Genomic DNA, 26,533 nt, shown 5'->3' with positions numbered 1-26,533 from the left:
CGCATGCAGGAACTGACGACAGTCGAATTGCGGCCGGAAGCTGGCGCCGGCTCAGCCGGCCCCTCCGGTTTTTCTCTGCCTGCCGTGGTGCCGCGACCGGCAAGGACGCAGTCGGCGACACCCTGGCGCCACCGGCTGCCGGCCGCAGCCCGGCATTCGCTGCGGGCCTGCAGGCACATGCTGAGCGAGGAGGCGGATCACGGCCGCCTGCTGCTGCTTTCACCGGTCTTCCTTGGCGCCGGCGCAGCCTTCTGGTTTCTGGCGGCATCCGATTTTCCGCTCATTGCATCGCTGCTCTCGCTGTCCGTATTGACGATCGCGGTTCTCATGACCGGCCGCAGCCGGACGGCGTTGCGGGCAACGCTGCTGGCGCTTGCACTGGTGGTTTGCGGCATGCTCTGCGCACAGTTCGAGAGCTGGCGGGCTTCGACCGTGATCCTCGATTCCTCGGTGACGACGACCGTGACCGGCCGTGTCGAACGGCGCGAAGGCGACGGCCGCGGGCGCTGGCGCTACATTCTTGCGCTCACCGGCACTGAAGCGCCGGAGTTGAAGCGGCCGCCGGGGCGCATAACCGCGATTGTCCGCGGCGCCGACACGCCTTTCGAGATCGGCGACATCGTCACCGGCAGGGCACGGCTGACGCCGCCGTCAGGCCCCGCACTTCCCGAACTCAACGACTTCTCCTTCAGCGCCTATTTCGACGGCATCGGCGCCAACGGCCTCTTCTACGGCGCTCCGGAGAAGGATTTGGAGGCGGGTCCGCAAGCGGCAAGATCGACGTCGGACGCTCTGCTCGAATGGCTCTACCGGCTGCGCAGCAGCATCGGCGACCGCATACGGTCGATCCTGCCCGGCGACACCGGCGCCTTTGCCGCCGCGCTGGTGACCGACGAGCGGCGCGCCATCTCGAATGCGACGACGGAGGCGCTGCGCCAGTCGGGCCTTGCCCATATCGTCGCGATCTCGGGTCTCAACATGGCGCTGTCGGCCGGCATTTTCTTCGTCGGCTTTCGCATGCTGCTCAGCCTCTTTCCTGTTGTCGCTCAGGCCTATCCGACGAAGAAGATCGCAGCCGCTGGCGCGCTCATCGCCGTCACCGCCTACTTTCTGATCTCCGGCTTCGGGGTCTCGGCCGAACGCGCCTTCATCATGATGGCCATCATGCTGATCGCCGTCTTCTTCGATCGGCCGTCGATCAGCCTGCGCAATGTCGTTCTCTCGGCGCTTGTTATCATCGCCATTTCACCCTCCGAAGTCTTGGGCCCGAGCTTCCAGATGTCCTTTGCCGCGACATTGGCACTGGTATCGGGCTATCAGCTGTGGAAGGATCGGCGCGTCCGCGAAAACGCCTTGCTCAAGCTGCCGATCTTCCGCCCGGTCGTGGCCGTCGCCGGTTTCTTCGGCGGCGTCCTGCTGACCTCGCTGATCGGCGGTTTTTCCACGGCGCTGTTTTCGATCGAGCATTTTCATCGGCTGACCGCTTACGGCCTGCCGGCAAACCTCGCGACGATGCCGATCATCTCCTTCATCGTCATGCCGGCCGGGCTGCTGGCGATGTTGCTGATGCCGTTCGGTCTGGACGCTCCGCTCTGGGAGGTGGTCGGCTTCGGTCTCGACCTGGTGATCGCTGTCGCCAAGACGGTGTCCGGCTGGGGCGGTGATATCGGCGTCGGCCGTCTGCCCGCCTGGTATTTCGCCGTCGCCGTGGCAGGCTTCCTGTTGCTGACGCTGCTGCGCACCCGGCTGCGCCATGCCGGCACATCGATCCTCGCCGTCTCGACGCTCATCCTGCTGGTTCTCCCGGCCCCTCGACCGCCGGATCTGGTGATTTCCGAGGATGGCAGCCTGGTCGCGCTGGTTGCAGTGGCGGCAATGGCTTCCAACCGTGAAAACCCGCCGGATTTCATCTTCGACCAATGGCAGAGAGCGCTGGTCCTGCCGACGCATCACCCGCCGAAAATGCTGGACGGCCCCGCTATTCCTCCGGAGGGAGAAGACCGCCGCGTCAGGCTTTCCCGCGATCAGCAAAACGAAGCGAGGACGGCGATGCGGGCGGCCGCCGCGGGCGGTGAAGCAAACCGCTTTTCCTGCGTCAAGAAGGCCTGGTGTACATCGAGGCTTGGCAATGGCCGCGTCATAACGGTCATCGACAATGCCGCCTATCTCGGTTCGGCCTGCGACGCGGCGGATATTGTCGTGACGTCTGTTCGCCTGCGGTTCAACGGCTGCCGCTCAGGCGCGACGCTCTTCACCGGTGAGACGCTGCGCAGGTCCGGTTCCGTCGAATTGCGCTTCGCGGACGCCGGCCTGGAGGTCGCAACCGCATTCGAGAGCCTGTCGCGGCCGTGGATGCGCCATCGTGCCTATGACTGGCGCAGCAACAGTTTTGCCGAAACCGGCCCGTCCAGCGTCAATGATAGCGGCGAATGAGGCCGACGAGCTTGCCCTGCACCTTGACGCGGTCCGGTCCGAAGATCCGGGTCTCGTAAGCCGGGTTGGCCGCTTCAAGCGCGATCGAGGCGCCCTTGCGGCGGAAGCGTTTCAGCGTCGCTTCCTCGTCGTCGACGAGGGCAACGACGATATCGCCGGGACTTGCTGTGCTGCCGTTGCGGATGATCACCGTGTCGCCGTCGAAGATGCCGGCGTCGATCATCGAATCGCCCTTGACCTCCAGCGCGTAATGTTCACCGGAGCCGAGCATGTCTGAGGGAACGACGATGTCGTGGGTGTTGTTCTGGATCGCCGAGATCGGAACGCCCGCAGCGATTCGGCCCATGACCGGCACCGAGACCGAGTTGCCGTTGTCGGCGGCGGGTTTGACCGGTGCGGGGGCGGCGACCGGCTGGGGCTTGCCGAGGCTGCCCTCGATGACGCTCGGCGAAAAGCCGCGCCGGGGCTGGATGCTGGGGCTGTAAGCTTCGGGAAGCTTGATGACCTCGAGCGCCCGGGCGCGGTTCGGTAGGCGGCGAATGAAGCCGCGTTCCTCAAGCGCCGTGATCAGGCGATGAATGCCGGATTTCGAGGCCAGATCCAGGGCATCCTTCATCTCGTCGAAAGACGGTGGAACGCCGGATTCCTTCATGCGCTCATGAATGAAAAGGAGAAGCTCCTGTTGTTTGCGCGTGAGCATCGGCGTGTGACCCCTGATTGAAACAAATCCAGAACAGACACTATATGTTCCATATGTGTTCCGCAAGTGGCTAAATTTCCGTAAAACTTGCCGCCAACTCGTTGAGATTTTTATTTTCATTCGCCGGATTGGCGCCATGTCTTGCATTGAGGATAGCGCCGTCGCACATCTCTTCGCGATTGCAGAAGGGGATATCATGAACACGCATGCCGCCAAACCGCACCCGCTCGATCATGTCGTGCTGCCGGTCGTCAATATCGATCTGGCGCGCGAAAGGCTCGGCAAGCTCGGCTTCACCGTTGCCGCCGACGCCCGCCATCCCTTCGGAACGGAGAATGCCTGCGTCTTCTTTGCCGACAAGACCTATCTGGAGCCGCTCGGTATCGCGAGCGTCGAGGAGAGCGAGGCATCGGCGCGGCAAGGCAATGTCTTCACCGCCCGCAACCGCGCTTTCCGCTTCCGCTGCGGCGATGAGGGGCTTTCGGCGGTGGTTTTCGGCACTGAAGATGCCGGCATCGACCATCAAAGCTTCATTTCAGGCGGATCGAGCGCCGGCGAGATGCTGGAGTTCAGCCGGCCGATGAAAATGCCGGATGGTTCTGAAAGCGTCGGCAGCTTCAAACTGGCCTTTGCGGGCGATCTGCGGGCACCCGATTTCTTTCTCTTCACCTGCCAGCGCATCAATCCATTGCCGGCCGACCGCGGCGCGCTGGAGACACACGCCAATGGCGTGACCGGCATTGCCGAGATCGCGCTCAGCGCGCCCGATGCCGCCGCCTTCGCCGGCTTCGTCAGCCTTGCCATGGCGCAATCGGCCGTCGAGAAAACCGGTTTCGGGGTCAATATCGCGGCGCCGAATGCGAAAATCAGCCTGATGACATCGGAAGGACTGGAGGCCTATTTCGAGGCCGCCGTCTCATCCGCCGATCGCGGTCTGCGCGGCCGGGCGATCCTCTTCACTGTTGCCGATCTTGCCGTGACAGAAGCGCATTTGGCTGCTAACGGAGTGACATACACGCGCAAGAACAACCGCATTTTGGTGAAGCCGGCGCCCGGGCAAGGCACGCTTTTCGCCTTCGAGGAAAGATGATGAGCACTGATACGAATTCGGAAGTCAGGATCGGCGAGGGCGCAGGCCAGGTCACCTTTTCCAATAGCGGCCGCCTGTCGCTGATTGCCGGCCCTTGCCAGATGGAGAGCCGCGACCATGCCTTCATGGTTGCCGGCACGCTGAAAGAGCTCTGTGCCAAGCTCGGAATCGGCCTCGTCTACAAGAGTTCCTTCGACAAGGCGAACCGCACCTCGCTCTCGGCCGAGCGCGGCATCGGGCTTGAAAAGGGCATGGAAGTCTTCGCCGACCTGAAGAAGGAGTTCGGCTTTCCCGTCCTGACCGACGTTCACACGGCCGAGCAATGCGCCGAAGTGGCAAAGGTGGTCGATGTCCTGCAGATCCCGGCCTTCCTCTGCCGCCAGACCGACCTTCTGATCGCCGCCGCCGAGACCGGCCGCGCCGTCAATGTCAAGAAAGGCCAGTTTCTTGCTCCTTGGGACATGAAGAACGTGCTGAAGAAGCTCAACGCCAGCGGCAACCCGAACGTGCTGCTCTGCGAACGCGGCGCCTCCTTCGGCTACAATACTTTGGTTTCCGACATGCGCTCACTGCCGATCATGGCATCGATGGGCGCGCCCGTCGTCTTCGATGCGACCCATTCCGTGGCGCAGCCGGGCGGGCAGGGCGATTCCTCCGGCGGTCAGCGGGAATTCGTGGAAACGCTGGCGCGCGCAGCGGTGGCGACCGGTATTGCCGGCGTTTTCGTCGAAACCCACCAGGACCCCGACAACGCACCGTCCGACGGCCCGAACATGGTCTATCTCAAGGACATGCCGCGGCTTCTGGAAAAGCTGCTGGCCTTCGACGCCGTCGCCAAGGGCTGACAGTCAAAAGCCTGACATGTTCGTGCTATAGCGACGATCGGACATGCAGGTCGAGGGTGCCGCAATGCGCCATTGTAATTTGCACGCCTTCGATTATGACAGGCTTCGAACGATTGATCACCCACCGAGCAGGAAGAACCCATGACTGCAATCACCGATATCATCGCCCGCGAGATTCTCGATAGCCGTGGCAATCCCACCGTCGAAGTCGATGTCTATCTCGAAGACGGCAGCATGGGCCGCGCGGCCGTTCCCTCGGGCGCCTCGACCGGCGCGCATGAGGCGGTCGAGCTACGCGACGGCGGCAAGCGCTACCTTGGCAAGGGCGTGCAAAAGGCGGTCGATGCGGCCAATACCGAGATTTTCGACGCGATCGGCGGCATCGACGCCGAAAACCAGATCCAGATCGACAACATCATGATCGAGCTGGACGGCACGCCGAACAAGTCGCGCCTCGGCGCCAACGCCATCCTCGGCGTGTCGCTGGCTGTCGCCAAGGCTGCCGCCCAGGCCTCCGGCCTGCCGCTCTACCGTTATGTCGGCGGCGCTTCGGCGAGCCTGCTGCCGGTGCCGATGATGAACATCATCAACGGCGGTGCCCATGCCGACAATCCGATCGACTTCCAGGAATTCATGATCCTGCCGGTCGGCGCCGATACGATCGCCGAAGCCGTGCGCATGGGTTCGGAAGTCTTCCATACGCTGCGCAAGGAACTGGCAGCCCAGGGCCACAATACCAATGTCGGCGACGAAGGCGGCTTCGCACCGGGTCTGAAGAGCGCGTCGGAAGCCCTCGACTTCATCGTCAAGTCGGTCGAGAAAGCCGGCTACAGGCCGGGTGAGGACATCTACCTCGGTCTCGATTGCGCCTCGACGGAGTTCTTCAAGGACGGCAAATACGTCCTCGAAGGTGAAGGCCGCACGCTCGAATCGGGCGCCATGGCCGAATATCTGGCCGAACTTGCCGCCAAGTACCCGATCATCTCGATTGAGGACGGCATGGCTGAAGACGACTGGGACGGCTGGAAGACGCTGACCGACCTCACAGGCAAGAAGACCCAGCTCGTCGGCGACGATCTCTTCGTCACCAACTCCGCCCGCCTGCGCGACGGCATCCGCATGGGCGTCGCCAACTCGATCCTCGTCAAGGTCAACCAGATCGGTTCGCTGACGGAAACGCTCGACGCCGTCAACACGGCGCATAAGGCTGCCTACACCGCCGTCATGTCGCACCGCTCCGGCGAAACCGAAGATTCGACCATCGCCGATCTCGCGGTCGCCACCAACTGCGGCCAGATCAAGACCGGCTCGCTGTCGCGTTCCGACCGGCTTGCCAAGTACAACCAGCTGATCCGCATCGAGGAAGGCCTCGGCCCCCAGGCCCAGTATGCCGGCCGCTCGATCATCCGCGGCTGATCGAATCTGCTTTCGACAATTTGACCCGCGCCCCTCCCGGCGCGGGTTTTTTGTTGCCCGTTTTTACGGTCAACGAACGGTTAATCTCTGGGCGTTATGCTGAACGAATTGGTAATGCGTTCAAGAGCATGCGTGTATGTGGACAAAGCATCATAAGAAGAGAAAATTCGGCCGCTTCGTCATTCCGGCCATGACGGTCGCCTTCCTCTCCTATTTCGGCTATCATTGCATTCACGGCGATTACGGCCTGCGCGCAACGGAGACGTTCGAGCATCAGCGCGTCGCGCGTGAAAAAGAGCTTGCGATCTTGAAGGCGAAGCGCGAACATCTGGAAAATCAGGTCGCGCTGCTGAGTGATGGCTCGCTCGACAAGGATATGCTGGACGAAAAAGCGCGCTATCAGCTCAATATGTCGCGCGCGGACGAGATCGTCATATTCAACCATTATTCCAATTAACCGGAATTAGGTTAATTGGAATTTTCTATGTATTTCCAATAGTTTAGTGTCGAATACGAGCCATGCAATTATGGCATTGCTGTGGTCATATTTCTTCCCTATGGTACGCGCCATCGAGAAACGACAAACCCATAGGGAGGGTTGAATGGCGCCGCGAAAGACCGCGACCGTTTCCAGCCGCAAAACTGCAGCAAAACCAGCAGCCAAAGCATCGAATGGAGGCCCGGTAGCCGACTTCGATCGGGATGAGGAACTCAAGGCCTATCGCGAGATGCTTCTGATCCGCCGCTTCGAGGAGAAGGCCGGTCAGCTTTACGGCATGGGCTTCATCGGCGGCTTCTGCCATCTCTACATCGGTCAGGAAGCTGTCGTCGTCGGCATGCAGATGGCGCAGAAGGAAGGTGACCAGGTCATCACCGCCTATCGCGACCACGGCCACATGCTGGCAACCGGCATGGAAGCGCGCGGCGTCATGGCCGAGCTGACCGGCCGCCGCAGCGGCTATTCCCACGGGAAGGGCGGCTCGATGCACATGTTCTCGAAAGAGAAGCATTTCTACGGCGGCCACGGCATCGTCGGCGCCCAGGTTTCGCTCGGAACCGGTCTTGCCTTTGCCAACCATTACCGCGGCAACGGCAATGTCTCGATCGCCTATTTCGGCGATGGCGCGGCCAACCAGGGCCAGGTCTACGAGAGCTTCAACATGGCGGCCCTCTGGAAGCTGCCGATCGTCTATATCGTCGAGAACAACCGCTACGCCATGGGCACCTCGACGGCCCGCGCCACTGCGCAGTCGAACTACTCGCTGCGCGGCTCCGGCTTCGGCATCCCCGGCATCCAGGTCGACGGCATGGACGTTCGCGCCGTCAAGGCGGCCGCCGACGAGGCGCTCGAACATTGCCGCTCCGGCAAGGGCCCGATCATTCTCGAAATGCTGACCTATCGTTACCGCGGCCACTCCATGTCGGATCCGGCGAAATATCGCTCGAAGGAAGAAGTGCAGAAGATGCGCTCCGAGCAGGATCCGATCGAGCAGGTGAAGGCACGCCTCATCGAAAAGGGCTGGGCCTCCGAAGACGATCTGAAGGCGATCGACAAGGATGTCCGCGACATCGTCGCCGACAGCGCCGATTTCGCCCAGGCCGATCCGGAGCCGGATGCATCCGAGCTCTACACCGACATTCTGCTCTAATCGGGGGAGGGAACCCATGCCTATCGATATCCTCATGCCCGCCCTCTCTCCGACGATGGAAGAAGGCACGCTGTCCAAATGGCTGAAGCAGGAAGGTGACAAGGTCACTTCAGGCGACGTCATTGCCGAAATCGAAACCGACAAGGCGACGATGGAAGTCGAAGCCGTCGACGAAGGCGTCATCGGCAAGCTGCTGGTCGATGCCGGCACCGAAGGCGTCAAGGTCAACACCAAGATTGCCGTGCTGCTGCAGGACGGCGAATCGGCCGACGCGATTTCTGCCGCTCCTGCTGCTGCTCAGCCGGCTCCGGTCGCTGCTCAGGAGGAAAAGCCGACCAACAGCGGTTCGGCTGCCGCTCCCGTTCCCGCCGAGCCGAAGGCTGCCGTTCCGAACGACCCGGAAATCCCCGCCGGCACCGAAATGGTGTCGATGACCGTGCGCGAAGCGCTCCGCGACGCCATGGCCGAAGAAATGCGCGCCAGCGACGACGTCTTCGTCATGGGCGAGGAAGTCGCCGAATATCAGGGCGCCTACAAGGTCACTCAAGGGTTGCTGCAGGAATTCGGCCCCCGCCGCGTCATCGATACGCCGATCACCGAACACGGCTTCGCCGGTGTCGGCGTCGGCGCCGCCATGGCCGGCCTTCGCCCGATCGTCGAATTCATGACCTTCAACTTCGCCATGCAGGCGATCGACCACATCATCAACTCGGCCGCCAAGACGCTCTATATGTCCGGCGGCCAGATGGGCGCGCCGATCGTCTTCCGCGGCCCGAACGGTGCGGCCGCCCGCGTCGGCGCCCAGCACAGCCAGGATTACGCCGCCTGGTACAGCGCGATCCCCGGCCTGAAGGTCGTCATGCCCTACACGGCATCCGACGCCAAGGGCCTGCTGAAGGCTGCGATCCGCGATCCGAATCCGGTGATCTTCCTCGAAAACGAAATTCTCTACGGCCAGCACTTCGACGTGCCGAAGCTCGACAATTTCGTGCTGCCGATCGGCAAGGCCCGCATCCACCGTCCGGGTAAGGATGTCACGGTCGTCTCCTTCGGCATCGGCATGACCTATGCGACGAAGGCCGCCGCCGAACTCGAAAAGATCGGCATCGATGTCGAGCTGATCGACCTTCGCACCATCCGCCCGATGGATCTGCCGACGATCATCGAATCGGTCAAGAAGACCGGCCGTCTGGTCACCGTCGAGGAAGGTTACCCGCAGTCGTCGGTCGGCACCGAAATCGCCACCCGCGTCATGCAGCAGGCCTTCGACTATCTCGATGCGCCGATCCTGACGATTGCGGGCAAGGACGTGCCGATGCCTTACGCCGCCAATCTCGAAAAGCTGGCGCTTCCGAACGTCGGCGAAGTCGTCGATGCGGTGAAGGCTGTTTGCTACAAATAAGGGGAGGGTATTTCGATGCCGATCAATATCACGATGCCCGCCCTCTCTCCGACCATGGAAGAAGGCAATCTGGCCAAGTGGCTGGTCAAGGAAGGCGACCCGGTCAAGTCTGGCGATGTGATCGCCGAGATCGAGACCGACAAGGCAACGATGGAAGTCGAAGCAGTCGATGAAGGCACGGTCGCCAAGCTCGTCGTTCCGGCCGGCACCGAAGGCGTCAAGGTCAACGCGCTGATCGCCGTTCTCGCCGCCGATGGCGAGGATGTCGCCGCCGCCGCAAGCGGCGCCGGTTCCGCCGCTCCGGCCAAGGCTGAAGCCGCACCCGCGCCGAAGGCTGAGGCTGCACCGGCGAAGGCTGAGCCCGCTCCGGCTGCTGCACCGGCGCCTGCCGCCGCACCCGCGGCGGTTTCGTCAAGCGGCAACCGCACCTTCTCTTCGCCGCTCGCCCGCAGGCTCGCCAAGGAAGCCGGCATCGACCTTGCGGCGGTCGCAGGCTCCGGCCCGCATGGCCGCGTCGTCAAGAGCGATGTCGAAGCCGCCGTTGCCGGCGGTGGCGCCAAGGCTGCCGCCGCACCGGCCGCTGCTGCTCCGCAGGCTGCCGCAGCTCCGGCTCCGGCCGCCGCAGTGCCGAAGGGCGCTTCCGAGGAAGCCGTGCTCAAGCTCTTCGAACCGGGTTCTTACGAGCTCGTGCCGCATGACGGCATGCGCAAGACGATCGCCCGGCGCCTGGTCGAATCCAAGCAGACGATCCCGCATTTCTACGTCAGCGTCGATTGCGAGCTCGATGCGCTGATGGCGCTGCGCGCCCAGCTGAACGATGCGGCTCCCCGCAAGGACAACGCTCCGGCCTACAAGCTCTCGGTCAACGACATGGTCATCAAAGCCATGGCGCTGGCGCTGCGCGATGTTCCCGACGCCAACGTGTCGTGGACCGATAGCAACATGGTCAAGCACAAGCACGCCGATGTCGGCGTCGCCGTCTCGATCCCCGGCGGCCTGATCACCCCGATCATCCGCAAGGCCGAGCAGAAGACGCTGTCTGTCATCTCCAACGAGATGCGCGATCTCGGTAAGCGGGCCAAGGACCGCAAGCTGAAGCCCGAGGAATATCAGGGCGGCACCAGCTCGGTCTCGAACATGGGCATGATGGGCGTGAAGAACTTCGCAGCCGTCGTCAACCCGCCGCATGCGACGATCCTCGCCGTCGGCGCCGGCGAACAGCGGGTCGTTGTCAAGGGCGGCGAAATGGCGATCGCCACCGTGATGTCCGTCACGTTGTCGACCGACCATCGCTGCGTTGACGGCGCGCTCGGCGCCGAGCTGCTCCAGGCCTTCAAGGGCTACATCGAAAACCCGATGGGCATGCTTGTCTGATCGCTGGGCGGAGGCGGAAATGACCAAGACCGTTCTTTGCTATGGCGACTCGCTGACCTGGGGTTATGACGCCGAGACGATCGGTCGTCATGAGTACAAGAATCGCTGGCCGAGCGTGCTTCAGGCAGCGCTCGGCAGCGAGGCGCGCGTCATCGCCGAAGGGCTGAACGGTCGCACGACCGCCTTCGACGACCACCTCGCCGATTGCGACCGCAACGGCGCGCGCGTTCTGCCGACGATCCTGCAGACGCATGCGCCGCTCGACCTCGTCATCCTTCTGCTCGGGACCAACGACATGAAGCCGGTCGTGGCCGGTTCGGCCTTTGCCGCCTGCCAAGGCATCAGCCGCCTCGTGCGGCTGATCCGCAACCACGCCTGGCCCTTCGAATTCGACGGGCCGGAGATCCTGATCGTGGCGCCGCCGGCGATCTGCGCGACCGGCAATGTGCCCTTCGCCGCCTCCTTTCCCGGCGGCATCGAGGAATCGGCAAAGCTTGCAACGCTTTATCGTGATCTTGCCGACGAACTCGGCTGCGGTTTCTTCGACGGCAACTCCGTCGCCAGGACCACGCCGATCGACGGCATTCACCTCGATGCGGAGAATACGCGTTCGCTCGGTCGCGGGCTGGAATCGATCGTGCGGATGATGCTGGGGATCTGAGGATATGACCGCCTTCATCGCCCTGCGGCAGGCCTCACGGCGGGATGCCTCGGAGCTGGCGATCCTGGCGGATATCGCATCGCATGGGTTTGCCTCCTGGCTCTGGTTTGCCGATGTGGCGAATGGCGTCAGCGACACGCCCTTGGAGCGGGGGCGGCTGAAGATGGGTGAGGAGGAGGCCGTTGGCGGCTGGCGGGATGCGGTCATCGCCGAGGCTTATGGCGAGGTCGCCGGTGTGGCGATCGGCCATGCGCTGGAGGACGGCATAGGTGATATCGAGGCGACGATCCCGGCGACCGCGCCGATGCTCGCCTTGCAGAAAACGGTTGTGGGAAGCTGGTTCATCGGCAGTCTCGGCGTCTATCGCCACCTGCGCGGCATCGGCATCGGACGCAGACTGCTGGAGGATCAGATCGACAGGGCCGATCGCCGCCCCGTCAGTCTCATTACCGCAAGTGATAACGAGGCGGCTCTGTCGCTTTATGGAAGAAACGGATTCCTGGAGGCTGCGCGCGCCGATGCCGTGCCGCTCTTCGACAACAGCAAGAGCCACGCGTGGGTGCTCATGACCCGCAGCGCAGCGTAACAAAGGGCAGGACACACATGGCTGAATCCTACGACGTCATCATCATCGGCTCGGGCCCGGGCGGCTATGTCGCCGCCATTCGCGCCAGCCAGCTCGGGCTCAAGACCGCGATCGTCGAGCGCGAGCATATGGGCGGCATCTGCCTGAACTGGGGCTGCATCCCCACAAAGGCGCTGCTGCGTTCGGCCGAGGTGCTCGACCATGCCAATCATTTCAAGGATTTCGGCCTCGTTCTCGAAGGCTCGGTCAAGCCGGATGCCAAGGCCGTCGTCGGCCGCTCACGCGCCGTTTCCGCCCGCCTGAATGCCGGCGTCGGCTTCCTGATGAAGAAGAACAAGATCGACATCATCTGGGGTGAGGCGAAGCTTTCAAAGCCCGGCGAGATCGTCGTCGGCAAGTCCTCGAAGCCTGTGGTCGAGCCGCAGCATCCGCTGCCGAAAAACGTCAAGGGCGAGGGCACCTATAGTGCCAAGCACATCATCATCGCGACCGGCGCCCGCCCGCGCGCGCTGCCCGGCATCGAGCCTGATGGCAAGCTGATCTGGACCTATTTCGAGGCGCTGAAGCCGGATGCGCTGCCGAAGTCGCTGATCGTCATGGGCTCGGGCGCGATCGGCATCGAATTCGCCAGCTTCTACCGCTCGATGGGCGTCGACGTCACGGTCGTTGAAGTCATGCCGACGATCATGCCGGTCGAGGACGCCGAAATCACCGCCATCGCCCGCAAGCAGCTGGAAAAGCGCGGCCTCAAGATCTTCACCAGCGCCAAGGTCACGAAGGTCGAGAAGGGTGCGGGCAGCATCACCGCCCATGTCGAGACGGCAGATGGCAAGGTGCAGCAGATCACCGCCGATCGGATGATCTCCGCCGTTGGCGTTCAGGGCAACATCGAAAATCTCGGCCTCGAAGCGCTCGGCATCAAGACCGACCGCGGCTGCGTCGTTGCCGACGGCTACGGCAAGACCAATGTCGTCGGCATCTATGCGATCGGCGATGTCGCCGGTCCGCCGATGCTGGCCCACAAGGCCGAGCATGAGGGTGTGGTCTGCGTCGAGAAGATCGCCGGCCTGCCGAACGTTCATCCGACCGACAAGGGCAAGGTCCCGGGCTGCACCTATTGCAACCCGCAGGTCGCTTCCGTCGGCATCACCGAAGCCAAGGCCAAGGAGCTGGGCCGCGACATCCGCGTCGGCCGCTTCTCCTTCGCCGCCAACGGCAAGGCGATCGCGCTCGGCGAAGACCAGGGCATGGTCAAGGTGATCTTCGATAAGAAGACCGGCGAACTGCTCGGCGCCCACATGGTCGGCGCCGAAGTTACAGAGCTCATCCAGGGCTTCGTCGTGGCGATGAACCTCGAGACGACCGAGGAAGAGCTGATGCACACCATCTTCCCGCATCCGACGGTCTCCGAGACGATGAAGGAAGCGGTGCTGGATGCCTATGGCCGCGTGCTGAACGCTTGATAATTTCCGGGGCCGCCCTCTTTGTCCGGGGTGGAAATTTACTCCAGGAGTGGAAAGCCACTCCGGGGTGGAAAAGATGAAAGGAAATCATCATGTCTATGGAGACGCAGGCGTTGCTGGTGTTTTTGCTGATCGGCCTGGTTGCAGGCTTCCTCGCAAGTCTGGTCGTCGGTGGCGGCGGCTTGATCAGATGCCTGCTGAGCGGCATCATCGGCGCCTTCGTCGGCGGTTATCTGTTCAGCGCGCTCGGCATTTCGCTGGGCATCGACAATGCGCTGGTGGTTCAGATCATCCACGCCACCGTCGGCGCCATTATCGTGGTGCTGATCGCCAGGGCGGTCGCTTAAAGGTAGGGCAGGGATGGAAGGCGTGGGCTGGATTTCGGCAATCATCATCGGCGGGCTTGCAGGCTGGCTCGCCGGCAAGTTGATGGACGCGCGGTACGGGATTTTCCTGAATATCGTGCTCGGCATCGTCGGCTCGGTCGTTGCAACCGCCATCCTCGCCCAGTTCCATGTCCAGCTCGCCAGCGGACGGCTCGGTTATTTCGTCACGGGTTTCCTTGGCGCATGCCTGCTGATATTCCTTGCGCGGCTGGTGCGGCGCTAGGTCCTGATGATTTGCCGCATAGGGGCGGTAGAAAGCTGAAACTGCAATGGTGACCATTCTCGACACGATCAATCCCGACGCCAAGCGCGTGCGCCATCCGGAGAAGGCGCATCGGCCGGATACGGAAGTCATGCGCAAGCCGGACTGGATCCGCGTCAAGGCGCCGACCTCCAAGGGTTATGCCGAGACGCGCGCGATCGTGAAGGAGCACAAGCTCGTCACCGTCTGCGAGGAAGCCGGCTGCCCGAATATCGGCGAGTGCTGGGACAAGAAACACGCCACCTTCATGATCATGGGCGAGATCTGTACCCGCGCCTGCGCCTTCTGCAACGTCGCCACCGGCAAGCCGAACGCGCTCGACATGGCAGAGCCGGAGAATGTCGCCAAAGCCGTCAAGGAGATGGGCCTATCCCACGTCGTCATCACCTCGGTCGACCGCGACGACCTGGAGGATGGCGGCGCCGAACACTTCGAAAAGGTGATCTGGGCGATCCGTGCGGCCTCGCCGGCAACGACGATCGAAATCCTGACGCCGGACTTCCTGAAGAAACCGGGTGCCTTGGAGCGCGTCGTCGCCGCCAAGCCCGACGTCTTCAACCACAATATGGAAACCGTCCCTGGCAATTACCTCACGGTTCGCCCCGGCGCCCGCTATTTCCATTCCATCCGCCTGCTGCAGCGGGTGAAGGAACTCGACCCGACCATGTTCACCAAGTCGGGCATCATGGTCGGCCTCGGCGAGGAGCGAAACGAGGTGCTGCAGCTGATGGACGACCTGCGCACCGCCGATGTCGACTTCCTGACGATCGGCCAGTACCTGCAGCCGACCCGCAAGCACCATAAGGTCGAAAGCTTCGTCACCCCGGACGAGTTCAAGTCCTACGAGACGGTCGCCTACAGCAAGGGCTTCCTGATGGTCGCCTCCAGCCCGCTGACCCGCTCCTCCCACCACGCCGGCGACGACTTCGCGCGGCTGAGAGCGGCTCGGGAAAAGAAGCTGTTGATGGCAGCCGAGTAAGATTTCGCAACCTTTCGCCCACGGTCAGGCTGCTGGCGAAATGTCTGCCAACCTCTCCTTGGTCGTGCTCGGGCTTGTCCCGGGCATCTGCCGCCGGTCGATGCGCAGCAGATCCTCGGCAAGGCCGAGGACGACATCCAGTGAGAGCGAGGTTGGTGAACAAGCTGACCGCGGCGATTCTGCCGCGGTTCTTCTTTGGGCGGTCGCCGATGAAGAGTGCATCCGGGTTGAAATCGACGCTGGCCGAAGCCCGCCGTATCCTGGTGATCGGCTGCCCCGGCAGCAGTCGCCCAAACCCGCACCGGGAAGAATGATTCTCGGCGCGGCGTTTCCTTTCATCGGCTGAGAGCCCACACTCCGAGCGAGGAGGCGGCAAAGGCAAGGGCGATGCGGAAGTTGTGAACGAACAGCCAGGTATCGAGCTTCGCCGAAGCCTGGTCGACGGCCACGGCCCTCGCAGCGAAAGCGTCATTGCTAGGCGCAAAATAAGCCATTGTCAGCACGAGGATGGCGGCGATACAGCCCGCCTCGGCAAGCCAGAGATTGCGGGTTGCCGCATTGTTCCAGTCGATCCAGAGCATGCCGGCCAGCCCGATCAGTGTTGGGATAACGACGAGTGGAATGGCGCGTTGGATAAAGCCGCCATATCTGCCGAACAAGTCAAGGAAATCGGCGGGAGGCAGGCTCTTCCAATGTCCGCCAAGAATGATGCCGATGGCAAGCATGACGCCCCCGAACCCTGCGGGACCGGCGATTGCCATGATTCTGAACAGCAGTGACATGTGATATCTTCCCTTTCATGGCCCTCAAGCTGTGCAGATGCCGGATACGGCGACCTTCTGAAACAGGTGCGGCCTGGCGACGGCGGATGCCGGATATGCAGCGACCTGGGCGCGAAAGTCGGGATGATTGAAGGCAGCTCGGAATGCCTCGTTCGATTCCCACACCGCATAGTTCAGGTAGGTCACGCTCTCGCCGAGTGCTCGATGGAGTTGAGTCGAGATGAAGCCCGGCTGTCGCTTCATAAACTCGGCATCGCGGCTCCAGACTTCGAGGAAACGCGGCTCATCAGCGGGATCGAGCGTGAAAAGGTTGATCAGCACGACCGGGGCAGCATCGATATCGATCTGGCGCTGGATGGGAAAATTCGCATCAAGGATCGTGTCCCAGGGAGTGGTGTAGCTTAGACGGCCACGGCTCATCCCAGAGGGCCGGATGAGTGTCAGCTTGCTGCTGGCAGGCTGATGAGTGGATCATCGCTCATCGTAGCGATTGTCTCAAGGGTCATATAGCGAGATCGCTGGACGGCCCATTCATCATTCTGTTCGAGCAGCAGCGCACCGACCAGGCGCACGATGGCGTCGTCGTTGGGGAAGATGCCGACGACCTCTGTCCGCCGCTTGATCTCGCCGTTCAATCGCTCAATCGGGTTGGTCGAGTGAAGTTTGGCCCAATGCTGCTTGGGAAAGGTCATGTAGGCGAGTACGTCTTGCTCAGCGTTGTCCATCAAACTGGCAAGCTTCGGGACCTTTGGCCTGATCTGGTCGGCGACGTTGCGCCACTGAGTGCTTGCCGCCTCCGGCGTGTCTTGAGCGAAGGCCGTGGCAATGAAGGCGGAGACGACGCGCCGTCCGCTCTTTCCAGCATGGGCCAAAGCATTGCGCATGAAGTGGACCCTGCAGCGCTGCCAGGTGGCGCAGAGCACCTTCGATACTGCGGCTTTGATGCCCTCATGGGCATCGGAGACGACGAGCTTGACGCCACGCAGACCCCGCCTGGTCAGCTTGCGCAGGAATTCCGTCCAGATCGCCTCGGCCTCGGACGTGCCGATCTCCATGCCGAGCACTTCGCGTCGGCCGTCGGTGTTGACGCCGACGGCGATGATGACTGCAACAGAGACGATGCGCCCGCCACGCCGGACCTTCAGGTAGGTAGCATCGATCCACAGATAGGGCCATTCGCCCTCGATAGGCCGGTCGAGAAAGGCCTTCACCTTCTCGTCGATCTCCTCGCACAGCCGGGAGACCTGGCTCTTGGAAATGCCCGACATGCCCATCGCCTTGACGAGGTCATCAACCGAGCGGGTCGAAACGCCCTGGATATAGGCCTCCTGAATAACCGCCGTCAGAGCCTTCTCGGCCATACGGCGTGGTTCAAGGAAGCTCGGGAAATAGCTGCCGGTACGAAGCTTGGGAATGCGCAGCTCGACGGTGCCCGCCCGCGTCTCCCAGTCTCGGTCGCGGTAGCCGTTGCGCTGGGCAAGTCGAAAGCCATTCTTCTCGCCATAGCCCGCACCGGTCTTCGTGCCGACTTCCAGCGCCATCAGTTTCTCGGCAGCAAAGCCGATCATCTCGCGCAGCAAATCGGCGTCAGCGCTCTTCTCAACGAGTGAGCGTAGGTTCATCATGTCGTCGGTCATCGGTGGAGTCCTTCAGGTTGGCTCTAAGCAACCCGACCCTACCGGAAATCACCGATGGCTATGAAATCCAGCTACACCACTCCCTGGGACACGATCGCATCAAGTGGTTGCATGTGCGTCATTACAGACTCCTGTCGAGTTGGTATAATGATGTCAATCTGGTGTAGTGCACACATAATAACTTGACATAATGATGTCAATAAAGATAGATGGTGACAAATGAAGGAAGCGACGCGAACCCCGATAGGTGAGGCCTTGACGGATCTGATCCTCTCGATGTTTCGGGTGAACAACTTGACCTTGACCTGGGGAGATCGACTTGTGGCGCCCTACGGGCTGACCAGCGCACGCTGGCAGATATTGGGGGCGATCGTGCATGCGGATCGGCCGCAGCCGGTGGCATGGCTGGCCCGGGACCTCGGCGCTAACCGCCAGAACGTGCAGCGCATCGTCAATGATCTGCATGGAGAAGGGCTGGTCGCATTCGAACCCAACCCGCATCACCGGCGGGCGCAGCTCGTCGTGCTGACCGGGAAAGGACAGCAAGCTTACGATGCCGCGATCGCTGCTTACAATCCGAGGGTCAATGCCATGGCCGGAGGGCTTTCACTTGCCGAAATCCAAACCGCGCATCGCGTCATGACGAGGCTGCGCAACAGTCTCGAAGGAGAAATTGATGCTGAAAAGCACGACTGATCGCTACGGCGCCATCGCCATCACCCTGCATTGGCTGACCGCCATATTCCTGCTCGTTGCCCTGGTCTCCGGCTTCCGAGCAAGCAACATCGTCGAACCGGTCGCAAAGGCGACGCTTCTTCGTGTCCATATCCCAGCGGCGATCATGGTTCTTCTGCTGACTGTGTGCCGCATCGTCTGGTGGTGGCTTTTCGACAGGAAGCCGCTGCCTGTTCAGGGCGCGCCCTTGTGGCAAGAGCGGCTGGCGCGCACTGTGCATCTTGCCTTCTACGTGGTCATCCTGGGCATGATTGCGAGCGGCATCGGCATGATCGCGCTGAGCGGCGCGGCGCAAGCCATATTCGGTGCCGGCACGGAACTGCCGAACTTCCACCTCTATCCGCCGCGCCTGCCGCATGGGCTTGGGGCAAATCTTCTGCTGGCACTGCTTTCCGCACATGTTGGAGCGGCGCTGTTCCATCAGTTCGTCCGCAGCGACAGGTTGCTCCGGCGTATGTGGTATGGGCGCTGAGACCGAAAATCTGCATCTCAGCGCCCTGCTAGCGCTTGCGACGAGATAGTCGCGCCGCCGTCGCCCCGTTCTCAGCTAAAATCCCGCCGTCGGATGCGCCAGCTTCTTGATCTTCTTGGCGCAGCCGCTTAAGTGCCGCCTATGCCGCACTTCGAAACGCACCGTTCCGTCCCGCATACGCCCGACCAGATGTTCGATCTCGTTGCCGATGTCGAACGTTATCCCGAGTTCCTGCCGCTTTGCGAGGCGCTGTCGGTCAGAAGCCGCAAAGAGCGTGACGGCAAGATCCTGCTCGTGGCCGATATGACCGTCGGCTACAAAGCGATCCGCGAGACCTTCACGACGCAGGTGCTGTTGAACCGGGCCGAGCGCGTCATCGAGGTCAAATATATCGACGGCCCGTTCAGATATCTCGACAACCGCTGGCATTTCGCCGAGACGCCGACCGGCGGCTGCACCGTCGATTTCTTCATCGACTACGAGTTCAAGAGCCGCATTCTCGGGGCATTGATGGGCTCGATGTTCGACCGCGCCTTCCGCATGTTCACCGAAGCCTTCGAGACGCGCGCGAGCAAGATCTACACGGCGGCCTGAGGGGCGGCTGCAGCACCGTCAGGGCGTCAGGAGCGAACGCACCATCTCCAGCGCCGTCCGGACCGTTGCCAGCCGAACTTCGCTGCGGCCGATATCGCCATAGAGCATTTTCCGATGGATGAGCGCGCCGGCGCGCGATTGGGCGGCGAGATGCACGAGGCCGACCGGCTTTTCGGCCGATCCGCCGCCGGGGCCGGCAATGCCGGTGACGGCGACGGCGATGTCGGCACGCGAGCGGAAGAGGGCGCCATGCACCATCTGCCGCGCCGTTTCCTCGGACACCGCCCCGAAACGCAGCAATGTTTCCGCCTGGACCCCAAGCAGCTCGGTCTTTGCCGTGTTCGTATAGGTGACGAAGCCCCGGTCGACGACCGCCGACGATCCCGATATCTCGGTCAGCGCGCCTGATATCAGCCCGCCAGTGCAGGATTCGGCGGTCGAGATCATCAGCCCCGCGGCCGTGAAGTCACGGATGATTGTCTGCGCCGCCGACAGAATGTCCTCGGGAAAAAGGCTCATCGTTTCCCCCCGCGATAGACGACGGTCGCCGTGGCGATCGCCGCGATGCCTTCGCGCCGGCCGACGAAGCCGATCGTCTCGTTGGTTGTCGCCTTGACCGAGCAGCGCTCGATCTCGATGCCGAGATATTCCGACAATTTCGCCCGCATGGCCTCGCGATGCGGGCCGACCTTCGGCGCCTCGGCGATCAGCGAGACATCGGCATTCATGATCGTGCCGCCGCGCTCGCGGACGATTGCGGCGGCATGCTCGATGAAGATGCGCGACGCCGCTCCCTTCCATTGCGGGTCGGAGGGCGGGAAATGGTCACCGATATCGCCGGCGCCGCAGGTGGCGAGCAGCGCGTCGGTCAGCGCATGCAGCGCGACGTCGGCATCCGAATGGCCTTTCAGCTTCTGGTCGTGCGGAATGAACACGCCGCAGAGCGTCACGCCATCGCCCGCTACGAGCTGGTGCACGTCGTAGCCATTGCCGGTGCGCACATCAGGAAGCAGCGACGTCGACAGTTTGTCGTCGGCCATGGCGATATCCTTCTTCACCGTCAGTTTGACGTTATCGGCCGTGCCCTCGACGATCGTTACCGGAATGCCCGCCCATTCCGCGATCGAGGCATCGTCGGTGAAATCGCTGCGCCCGCTCGCCGCTGCCTTTTCATGCGCGTCGAGGATCGTTTCGAAGGCGAAGGATTGCGGCGTCTGCGCGGCGTAGAGGTGCTCGCGCGACACCGTCGTCAGCACGGCGCCAATGCTGTCGGCGCGTTTCAGCGTGTCGGTCACGGGTGTCGCCGGCAGGACAGCGGCCGCGCCGTCGCCAAGGTTCTCGGCGATGCGGTCGAGAAGCACATGGTCGAAGAACGGCCGCACCGCGTCATGGATCAGCACATGGCTGATTTGCTTGCCCTTGAGATGTCGCAGCCCCGCCAGCACGGATTGCTGCCGGGTCGCCCCGCCATGCACGGTTTCGATCGGGGTTGCCGAGACGATGTGGCGCAACGCCTTTGCAAACAGTGCCTCGTCATCAGGATGAATAACGACGACGATCTCGGTCGCCGGCCCCCACGTCATGAAGTTTTCAAGCGTATGGGCGATAACCGGCTTGCCGCCGATCAGGCGATACTGCTTGGGGCCTTCCTTGGAGGAGCCTGCACGCTCGCCGCGGCCGGCGGCGACGATGACAATTCCAGCCGATATCGGTTGCTTAGAAGGCATTTGCAGCATAAATCCCCTAAAATATGCGGAATTGACCCGAGTGCTCTAACGTCTTGCATTGGCCTTTTCCAGCATCCGCCCGAAAAATATCGATTTCGATCAGAGCCCCCTTGGCAAGCAAGGGAACAATGGCTAAAAATCATGCAGTTCCACAGTGTGCCCGAAAGATAATCATTTGATTTCCAAGGACCTCGCAGCGCCTTTCCGAATCGGACCCGTATCGGTGCGGAACCGTGTCGTGCTGGCGCCGATGTCCGGCGTCACGGACATGCCTTTCCGCGAGCTCGCCTGGCGCTTCGGCGCCGGCCTTGTCGTCACCGAAATGGTGGCGAGCCGCGAACTGGTCAACGACACGGCCGAATCCTGGTCGCGGCTCAGGGCCGCCGGCTTCCGGCCGCATATGGTGCAGCTTGCCGGCAGGGAGGCGCACTGGATGGCCGAGGCCGCGAAGATCGCTGCCGATCACGGTGCCGATATCATCGACATCAACATGGGCTGCCCGGCAAAGAAGGTGATCGGCGGTTACTCCGGCTCGGCGCTGATGCGCGATCCCGATCATGCGCTCGGCCTGATCGAGGCGACGGTCAAGGCCGTCGATATTCCCGTGACGCTGAAGATGCGCCTCGGCTGGGACGAGAATTCGATCAACGCGCCTGAGATTGCGCGCCGCGCCGAAGCGGCCGGCATTCAGCTCGTGACCATTCATGGACGCACCCGCATGCAGTTTTACGAAGGCCGCGCCGATTGGGACGCGATCCGTCCCGTCCGCGAGGTCATCTCGGTTCCGCTGATCGCCAATGGCGATGTCGAAACTGCAGAGGACGCGCAGGAAATATTGCGCCGCTCCGGCGCCGATGCCGTGATGATGGGCCGGGGTTGCCAGGGCAGGCCATGGCATGCCGGCGTCATTGCTGGTGCCGCCGCGCCGCGACCCCAGGAGATCGCCGATATCGCTGTCGAACATTACGCGATGATGCTGGATTTCTACGGAGAGGCGGTGGCGATCCGCCATGCCCGCAAGCATCTCGGCTGGTATCTCGATCGTTTCGCCCCTGATCTCGCCGGCGGCGATAAGGCTGCGATCATGACCTCCCGCGATCCGCGCGAGGTGGCCGCACGCCTTTATCAGGCCCTTTATCAGGCATTGGCATCGGGTGTTGTCGACAGCCGGGAGGCGGCATGACGAAGGATACGACTTCTCCGCCCGATCACGCCGGCGGAACCGTCGCCATGGCCGTGCTCAACGCCATCCAGAACCCCGTCGTCATGGTCGACGAATCCGGCTTCGTCGTTTTCGCCAATTGGGAGGCGGAGGCCTTCTTCGGCGCCAGCGCCCCGCATCTGGCGCGTTATCGCATCTCGACCTTCATTCCCTTCGGCAGCCCGCTGCTCGCCCTGATCGACCAGGTGCGGGAGCGCAAGGCGCCGGTCAACGAATATCGCGTCGACCTGAGTTCGCCCCGCCTCGGCCAGGACAAGCTCGTCGATCTCTACGTCGCCCCGGTGCTCAGCGAGCCCGGCGCCGTCGTCATCGTCTTTCAGGAACGCTCGATGGCCGACAAGATCGACCGGCAGCTGACGCATCGCGCCGCCGCCCGCTCGGTCACCGGTCTCGCCTCGATGCTGGCGCATGAGATCAAGAACCCGCTCTCCGGCATCCGCGGCGCCGCTCAGCTGCTCGAACAATCCGCGGTCGACGACGACAGGGCGCTGACCCGGCTGATCTGCGACGAGACCGACCGCATCGTCTCGCTGGTCGATCGTATGGAAGTCTTTTCCGACGAACGCCCGGTCGACCGCATGCCGGTCAACATCCATTCCGTGCTCGATCACGTGAAGGCCGTCGCCAAGGCGGGTTTTGCCCGCAACATCCGCGTTACCGAGAGCTACGACCCGTCGCTGCCGGCCGTTTATGCCAATCGCGACCAGCTAGTGCAGGTCTTCCTCAATCTGGTGAAGAACGCCGCCGAAGCCGTGGGCGATCGGCCGGACGGCGAGATCCTGCTGACGACGGCCTATCGCCCCGGCATCCGTCTCTCCGTCGCCGGCACCCGTGAAAAAATCTCGCTGCCGCTGGAATTCTGCGTGCACGACAACGGCCCCGGCGTTCCTGCCGATCTGCTGCCGCATCTCTTCGATCCCTTCATCACCACCAAGACGAACGGCAGCGGCCTCGGCCTGGCGCTGGTCGCCAAGATCATCGGCGATCACGGCGGCATCATCGAATGCGACAGCCAGAACAGCCGCACGACATTCCGCGTTCTTATGCCGGCGTCGAAGGACGCCTCGCTTGAAGACGCCTCTTCCGCAAGCTCGACAGGACCTTCTCGATGACAGCCACGATCCTCGTTGCAGATGATGATGCGGCCATCCGGACCGTGCTCAACCAGGCTTTGAGCCGCGCCGGCTATGACGTTCGCATCACCTCCAACGCCGCTACCCTCTGGCGCTGGATTTCGGCGGGTGAAGGCGATCTTGTCGTCACCGATGTGGTGATGCCCGACGAGAACGCCTTCGACCTCTTGCCGCGCATCAAGAAGGCGCGTCCCGACCTGCCGGTTCTTGTCATGAGCGCGCAGAACACCTTCATGACGGCCATCAAGGCCTCTGAGAAGGGCGCCTACGACTACCTGCCGAAGCCCTTCGACCTGACCGAGCTGATCGGCATCATCGGCCGCGCGCTCGCCGAGCCGAAGCGCAAGCCGGCCAAGCTCGAAGAAGACATGCAGGACGGCATGCCGCTCGTCGGCCGCTCGGCGGCGATGCAGGAAATCTACCGCGTGCTCGCCCGCTTGATGCAGACGGACCTGACGCTGATGATCACCGGCGAATCCGGCACCGGCAAGGAGCTCGTTGCCCGGGCGCTGCATGATTACGGCAAGCGCCGCAACGGCCCCTTCGTTGCGATCAACATGGCGGCGATCCCGCGCGACCTCATCGAATCGGAACTTTTCGGCCATGAGAAAGGCGCCTTCACCGGCGCGCAGACCCGCTCGACCGGCCGTTTCGAGCAGGCCGAAGGCGGAACGCTCTTCCTCGACGAGATCGGCGACATGCCGATGGACGCCCAGACCCGGCTTCTGCGCGTCCTGCAGCAGGGCGAATACACCACCGTCGGCGGCCGCACGCCGATCCGCACGGATGTGCGCATCGTCGCCGCCACCAACAAGGATCTGAAGCAGGCGATCAACCAGGGCCTCTTCCGCGAGGACCTCTATTACCGCCTCAACGTCGTGCCGCTGCGCCTGCCGCCGCTGCGCGACCGCGCCGAGGATATTCCCGATCTCGTGCGCCATTTCATCCAGCAGGCCGAAAAGGAAGGCCTCGGCTCCAAGCGCTTCGATCAGGAAGCGCTGGAACTGATGAAGGCCTATGCCTGGCCGGGCAATGTCCGCGAGCTAGAAAATCTCATCCGCCGGCTGATGGCGCTCTATCCGCAGGATGTCATCACCCGCGAGATCATCGACGCGGAACTGCGCTCCGACGTGCCCGACAGCCCGATCGACAAGGGTCCGATCCGCAGCGGTTCGATGACGATCGCGCAAGCCGTCGAGGAGAACATGCGCACCTATTTCTCAGGCTTCGGCGAAAACCTGCCGCCGCCCGGCCTCTATGACCGCGTGCTGACGGAAATGGAATATCCGCTGATCCTGGCGGCACTCACGGCAACGCGCGGCAACCAGATCAAGGCGGCCGATCTTCTCGGCCTCAACCGCAATACCCTGCGCAAGAAGATCAGGGAACTCGGTGTTTCGGTCTATAGAAGCTCCCGCACCGCCTGAATGAAAACTGCCTGAATGAAAAGAGGGCGGCGGGCCCTCATGTTGCCCACCGCCCACTTCCTCCCGGCGTCCGCCGCCACGGTCGGGAAGAGATTGAATCTAGCTGAGCCGGGTCGCGGTTTATATCCGGGCGGACAAACAAAAGCGCAGTGTCATTCAACGGTCACAGAGCATTTGCGACCAGCGGTTTGCCGCCTGGCGAATGTCATTGAAGTTGCTGCGGTCGTAGCTCCAGCGCCTGTGGATAGGCTGTGGATAACAGGTGGATGACAGGGGTCGATCGGCTCGCGATAACGTCCCTGTTTCATTTGCATGTTGCCAATCCGTTCCGAATCTCATCATCTGCCGTTGCTGCTGTCGACATCCGCCGCAAACGTCGTCGATTGCATGCTACGGGCGCTCCGGCTGATGTCGTTGAGCGCCCTTTTTCTTTCCGCTCCTCGCATATCGTCGCTCATGCCATAGATTACGCCAGTCGGTCGTCGATCGATCGCGCAACGCCGGTGACCGGCCGGCACATTTTTCGGGAGCTGCATGATGGAATATCGTCGTTTGGGAAAGTCGGGTCTGCAGGTGAGCGAGTTCTCGTTCGGCTCGTGGGTCACATTCGGCAAGCAGGTCCATGGAGGCGACGCCGTCGACCTCATGAAGCTTGCCTATGACAATGGGGTGAACTTCTTCGACAATGCCGAAGGCTATGAGAGCGGCAAGTCCGAGATCGTCATGGGCGAGGCGTTGAAATCGCTTGGCTGGAGCCGCGACAGCTTCGTCGTCTCGAGCAAGGTCTTCTGGGGCGGCCAGAAGCCGACGCAGCGCGGCCTGTCGCGCAAGCACGTGACCGATGCCTGCCACGCCGCGCTGAAGCGGCTTCAGGTCGACTATCTCGACCTCTACTTCTGCCACCGCCCTGACATCGACACGCCGGTCGAGGAAACGGTGCGGGCGATGCACGATCTCGTCGCCCAGGGCAAGGTGCTCTATTGGGGGACGTCGGAATGGTCGGCGCAGCAACTGACGGAAGCCTATGCCGTGGCGCGCGACCTGCGCATCACGCCGCCGACCATGGAGCAGCCGCAGTACAATATCTTCGAACGCCAGAAGGTCGAATCCGACTATCTGCCGCTCTACGACCTGATCGGCCTCGGCACCACGATCTGGTCTCCGCTCGCCTCCGGCGTCCTGACCGGCAAATACAATAACGGTGTGCCGGCCGACAGCCGCATGAACCTGCCGGGCTACGAATGGCTGAAGGAGAAATGGTCCAGCGATGCCGGCCGCGCCCAGCTCAAACAGGTGGGCGAACTCGCCAAGCTTGCGGACGAGATCGGCCTGTCCATCACCCATCTCGCCTTGTTGTGGTGCCTTGCCAATCGCAACGTCTCCACCGTCATTCTCGGCGCCTCGCGCGCCAGCCAATTGCAGGACAATCTCGCGGCGCTGTCCCACAGGCAGAAGATGACACCTGAGGTGCTGGACCGGATCGACGGGATCGTCGGAAACAAACCGGAAGGCCCGCGTCGATTCTAGAACCTGTCGCGCGAGACTGTGCGCTAACGAC

The 26,533-nt window shown here is 62.5% G+C and carries 28 protein-coding genes; 22 read left to right on the top strand and 6 right to left on the bottom strand.

Annotation, left to right across the window (positions count from 1 at the left end):
• The first annotated feature begins 3 nt into the window (after positions 1 to 3).
• Complete coding sequence (locus QMO80_RS03090; protein ID WP_283198852.1) at positions 4 to 2,433, top strand: ComEC/Rec2 family competence protein; 2,430 nt, start codon at positions 4 to 6, stop codon at positions 2,431 to 2,433.
• On the opposite strand, the gene lexA is transcribed toward QMO80_RS03090, so the two are convergent.
• The gene (gene lexA, locus QMO80_RS03085; protein ID WP_283198851.1) at positions 2,414 to 3,133 is read right to left on the bottom strand and encodes a transcriptional repressor LexA; all 720 of its coding nucleotides are present in this window, start codon (positions 3,131 to 3,133) and stop codon (positions 2,414 to 2,416) included. The genes QMO80_RS03090 and lexA overlap by 20 nt on opposite strands.
• A 196-nt stretch (positions 3,134 to 3,329) precedes the next feature.
• Here lexA and QMO80_RS03080 point away from each other — a divergent pair, with 196 nt between their 5' ends.
• The 14 genes from QMO80_RS03080 (at position 3,330) to QMO80_RS03015 (ending at position 15,560) form a co-directional block, all read left to right on the top strand.
• Positions 3,330 to 4,223, top strand: a complete 894-nt coding sequence (locus QMO80_RS03080) for a VOC family protein (RefSeq protein ID WP_283198850.1) — start codon at positions 3,330 to 3,332, stop codon at positions 4,221 to 4,223.
• Complete coding sequence (gene kdsA, locus QMO80_RS03075; protein ID WP_283200098.1) at positions 4,223 to 5,068, top strand: 3-deoxy-8-phosphooctulonate synthase; 846 nt, start codon at positions 4,223 to 4,225, stop codon at positions 5,066 to 5,068. Before QMO80_RS03080 ends, kdsA begins: the two co-directional genes overlap by 1 nt.
• Positions 5,069 to 5,209: 141 nt before the next feature.
• The gene (eno, locus tag QMO80_RS03070) at positions 5,210 to 6,484 is read left to right on the top strand and encodes a phosphopyruvate hydratase (RefSeq protein WP_064838359.1); all 1,275 of its coding nucleotides are present in this window, start codon (positions 5,210 to 5,212) and stop codon (positions 6,482 to 6,484) included.
• A gap of 136 nt (positions 6,485 to 6,620) precedes the next feature.
• Complete coding sequence (locus QMO80_RS03065) at positions 6,621 to 6,941, top strand: septum formation initiator family protein (RefSeq protein ID WP_049735204.1); 321 nt, start codon at positions 6,621 to 6,623, stop codon at positions 6,939 to 6,941.
• A 145-nt stretch (positions 6,942 to 7,086) separates the two neighbouring features.
• Positions 7,087 to 8,133 (top strand): pyruvate dehydrogenase (acetyl-transferring) E1 component subunit alpha, encoded by a 1,047-nt coding sequence (gene pdhA / locus QMO80_RS03060; RefSeq protein WP_003579069.1) that lies wholly within the window; start codon positions 7,087 to 7,089, stop codon positions 8,131 to 8,133.
• A 16-nt stretch (positions 8,134 to 8,149) separates the two neighbouring features.
• Positions 8,150 to 9,535 (top strand): pyruvate dehydrogenase complex E1 component subunit beta, encoded by a 1,386-nt coding sequence (locus QMO80_RS03055; RefSeq protein ID WP_283198849.1) that lies wholly within the window; start codon positions 8,150 to 8,152, stop codon positions 9,533 to 9,535.
• Positions 9,536 to 9,550: 15 nt separating this feature from the next.
• Positions 9,551 to 10,909 carry a pyruvate dehydrogenase complex dihydrolipoamide acetyltransferase gene (locus QMO80_RS03050; RefSeq protein WP_283198848.1) on the top strand — a complete coding sequence of 453 codons (1,359 nt, stop codon included), beginning with the start codon at positions 9,551 to 9,553 and terminating at the stop codon, positions 10,907 to 10,909.
• 19 nt (positions 10,910 to 10,928) lie between these two features.
• Positions 10,929 to 11,570 carry an SGNH/GDSL hydrolase family protein gene (locus tag QMO80_RS03045; protein ID WP_283198847.1) on the top strand — a complete coding sequence of 214 codons (642 nt, stop codon included), beginning with the start codon at positions 10,929 to 10,931 and terminating at the stop codon, positions 11,568 to 11,570.
• A gap of 4 nt (positions 11,571 to 11,574) precedes the next feature.
• A complete protein-coding gene (locus QMO80_RS03040; protein WP_283198846.1) occupies positions 11,575 to 12,156 on the top strand; it encodes a GNAT family N-acetyltransferase in 582 nt (193 codons plus the stop codon).
• Between the two features lie 17 nt (positions 12,157 to 12,173).
• Positions 12,174 to 13,619, top strand: coding sequence for a dihydrolipoyl dehydrogenase (gene lpdA, locus QMO80_RS03035; RefSeq protein ID WP_283198845.1), 1,446 nt, complete (start codon positions 12,174 to 12,176; stop codon positions 13,617 to 13,619).
• Between the two features lie 92 nt (positions 13,620 to 13,711).
• The gene (locus QMO80_RS03030; RefSeq protein ID WP_003573335.1) at positions 13,712 to 13,966 is read left to right on the top strand and encodes a GlsB/YeaQ/YmgE family stress response membrane protein; all 255 of its coding nucleotides are present in this window, start codon (positions 13,712 to 13,714) and stop codon (positions 13,964 to 13,966) included.
• Positions 13,967 to 13,979: 13 nt separating this feature from the next.
• Positions 13,980 to 14,228: a GlsB/YeaQ/YmgE family stress response membrane protein gene (locus QMO80_RS03025; protein ID WP_283198844.1), complete on the top strand. Its 249-nt coding sequence runs from the start codon at positions 13,980 to 13,982 to the stop codon at positions 14,226 to 14,228.
• Positions 14,229 to 14,274: 46 nt separating this feature from the next.
• Entirely contained in the window at positions 14,275 to 15,246 is a 972-nt protein-coding gene (gene lipA, locus QMO80_RS03020) for a lipoyl synthase (protein ID WP_003586642.1), read from the top strand.
• A gap of 155 nt (positions 15,247 to 15,401) precedes the next feature.
• A complete protein-coding gene (locus QMO80_RS03015; protein ID WP_283198843.1) occupies positions 15,402 to 15,560 on the top strand; it encodes a hypothetical protein in 159 nt (52 codons plus the stop codon).
• Positions 15,561 to 15,581: 21 nt separating this feature from the next.
• Here QMO80_RS03015 and QMO80_RS03010 read toward each other — a convergent pair whose 3' ends face one another.
• The 3 genes from QMO80_RS03010 to QMO80_RS03000 are packed head-to-tail and all read right to left on the bottom strand — an operon-like array spanning position 15,582 to position 17,665.
• The gene (locus QMO80_RS03010) at positions 15,582 to 16,028 is read right to left on the bottom strand and encodes an anthrone oxygenase family protein (protein ID WP_283198842.1); all 447 of its coding nucleotides are present in this window, start codon (positions 16,026 to 16,028) and stop codon (positions 15,582 to 15,584) included.
• Positions 16,029 to 16,052: 24 nt separating this feature from the next.
• Entirely contained in the window at positions 16,053 to 16,448 is a 396-nt protein-coding gene (locus QMO80_RS03005) for an antibiotic biosynthesis monooxygenase (protein WP_283198841.1), read from the bottom strand.
• A 20-nt stretch (positions 16,449 to 16,468) separates the two neighbouring features.
• The gene (locus QMO80_RS03000) at positions 16,469 to 17,665 is read right to left on the bottom strand and encodes an IS256 family transposase (RefSeq protein ID WP_283197540.1); all 1,197 of its coding nucleotides are present in this window, start codon (positions 17,663 to 17,665) and stop codon (positions 16,469 to 16,471) included.
• Between the two features lie 219 nt (positions 17,666 to 17,884).
• Here QMO80_RS03000 and QMO80_RS02995 point away from each other — a divergent pair, with 219 nt between their 5' ends.
• From QMO80_RS02995 to QMO80_RS02985, 3 genes are all read left to right on the top strand, one after another.
• The gene (locus tag QMO80_RS02995; RefSeq protein WP_283198840.1) at positions 17,885 to 18,361 is read left to right on the top strand and encodes a MarR family winged helix-turn-helix transcriptional regulator; all 477 of its coding nucleotides are present in this window, start codon (positions 17,885 to 17,887) and stop codon (positions 18,359 to 18,361) included.
• Positions 18,342 to 18,872: a cytochrome b gene (locus QMO80_RS02990; protein ID WP_283198839.1), complete on the top strand. Its 531-nt coding sequence runs from the start codon at positions 18,342 to 18,344 to the stop codon at positions 18,870 to 18,872. The genes QMO80_RS02995 and QMO80_RS02990 overlap by 20 nt, the downstream gene beginning before the upstream one ends.
• Positions 18,873 to 19,013: 141 nt before the next feature.
• Entirely contained in the window at positions 19,014 to 19,466 is a 453-nt protein-coding gene (locus QMO80_RS02985) for a type II toxin-antitoxin system RatA family toxin (RefSeq protein WP_283198838.1), read from the top strand.
• 18 nt (positions 19,467 to 19,484) lie between these two features.
• On the opposite strand, the gene QMO80_RS02980 is transcribed toward QMO80_RS02985, so the two are convergent.
• The gene (locus QMO80_RS02980; RefSeq protein WP_283198837.1) at positions 19,485 to 19,985 is read right to left on the bottom strand and encodes a CinA family protein; all 501 of its coding nucleotides are present in this window, start codon (positions 19,983 to 19,985) and stop codon (positions 19,485 to 19,487) included.
• Positions 19,982 to 21,202 carry a bifunctional 2-C-methyl-D-erythritol 4-phosphate cytidylyltransferase/2-C-methyl-D-erythritol 2,4-cyclodiphosphate synthase gene (locus QMO80_RS02975; protein WP_283198836.1) on the bottom strand — a complete coding sequence of 407 codons (1,221 nt, stop codon included), beginning with the start codon at positions 21,200 to 21,202 and terminating at the stop codon, positions 19,982 to 19,984. Before QMO80_RS02975 ends, QMO80_RS02980 begins: the two co-directional genes overlap by 4 nt.
• 145 nt (positions 21,203 to 21,347) lie before the next feature.
• On the opposite strand from QMO80_RS02975, the gene dusB reads away from it, so the two are divergent.
• The 4 genes from dusB (at position 21,348) to QMO80_RS02955 (ending at position 26,502) form a co-directional block, all read left to right on the top strand.
• Positions 21,348 to 22,376, top strand: coding sequence for a tRNA dihydrouridine synthase DusB (gene dusB / locus QMO80_RS02970; RefSeq protein ID WP_283198835.1), 1,029 nt, complete (start codon positions 21,348 to 21,350; stop codon positions 22,374 to 22,376).
• Positions 22,373 to 23,527 carry a nitrogen regulation protein NR(II) gene (locus QMO80_RS02965; RefSeq protein ID WP_064838373.1) on the top strand — a complete coding sequence of 385 codons (1,155 nt, stop codon included), beginning with the start codon at positions 22,373 to 22,375 and terminating at the stop codon, positions 23,525 to 23,527. The genes dusB and QMO80_RS02965 overlap by 4 nt, the downstream gene beginning before the upstream one ends.
• Positions 23,524 to 24,975 carry a nitrogen regulation protein NR(I) gene (gene ntrC / locus QMO80_RS02960; protein ID WP_283198834.1) on the top strand — a complete coding sequence of 484 codons (1,452 nt, stop codon included), beginning with the start codon at positions 23,524 to 23,526 and terminating at the stop codon, positions 24,973 to 24,975. Before QMO80_RS02965 ends, ntrC begins: the two co-directional genes overlap by 4 nt.
• Before the next feature lie 537 nt (positions 24,976 to 25,512).
• Entirely contained in the window at positions 25,513 to 26,502 is a 990-nt protein-coding gene (locus QMO80_RS02955) for an aldo/keto reductase (protein WP_283200097.1), read from the top strand.
• Positions 26,503 to 26,533: the final 31 nt, after the last annotated feature.

Origin of the sequence: Rhizobium sp. BT03, assembly GCF_030053155.1 — a bacterium.
In the GTDB taxonomy this organism is placed as follows: Bacteria; Pseudomonadota; Alphaproteobacteria; order Rhizobiales; family Rhizobiaceae; genus Rhizobium.
Note: the sequence above shows the minus strand (reverse complement) of the source record. Positions and strands in the feature narration are given on the sequence as shown.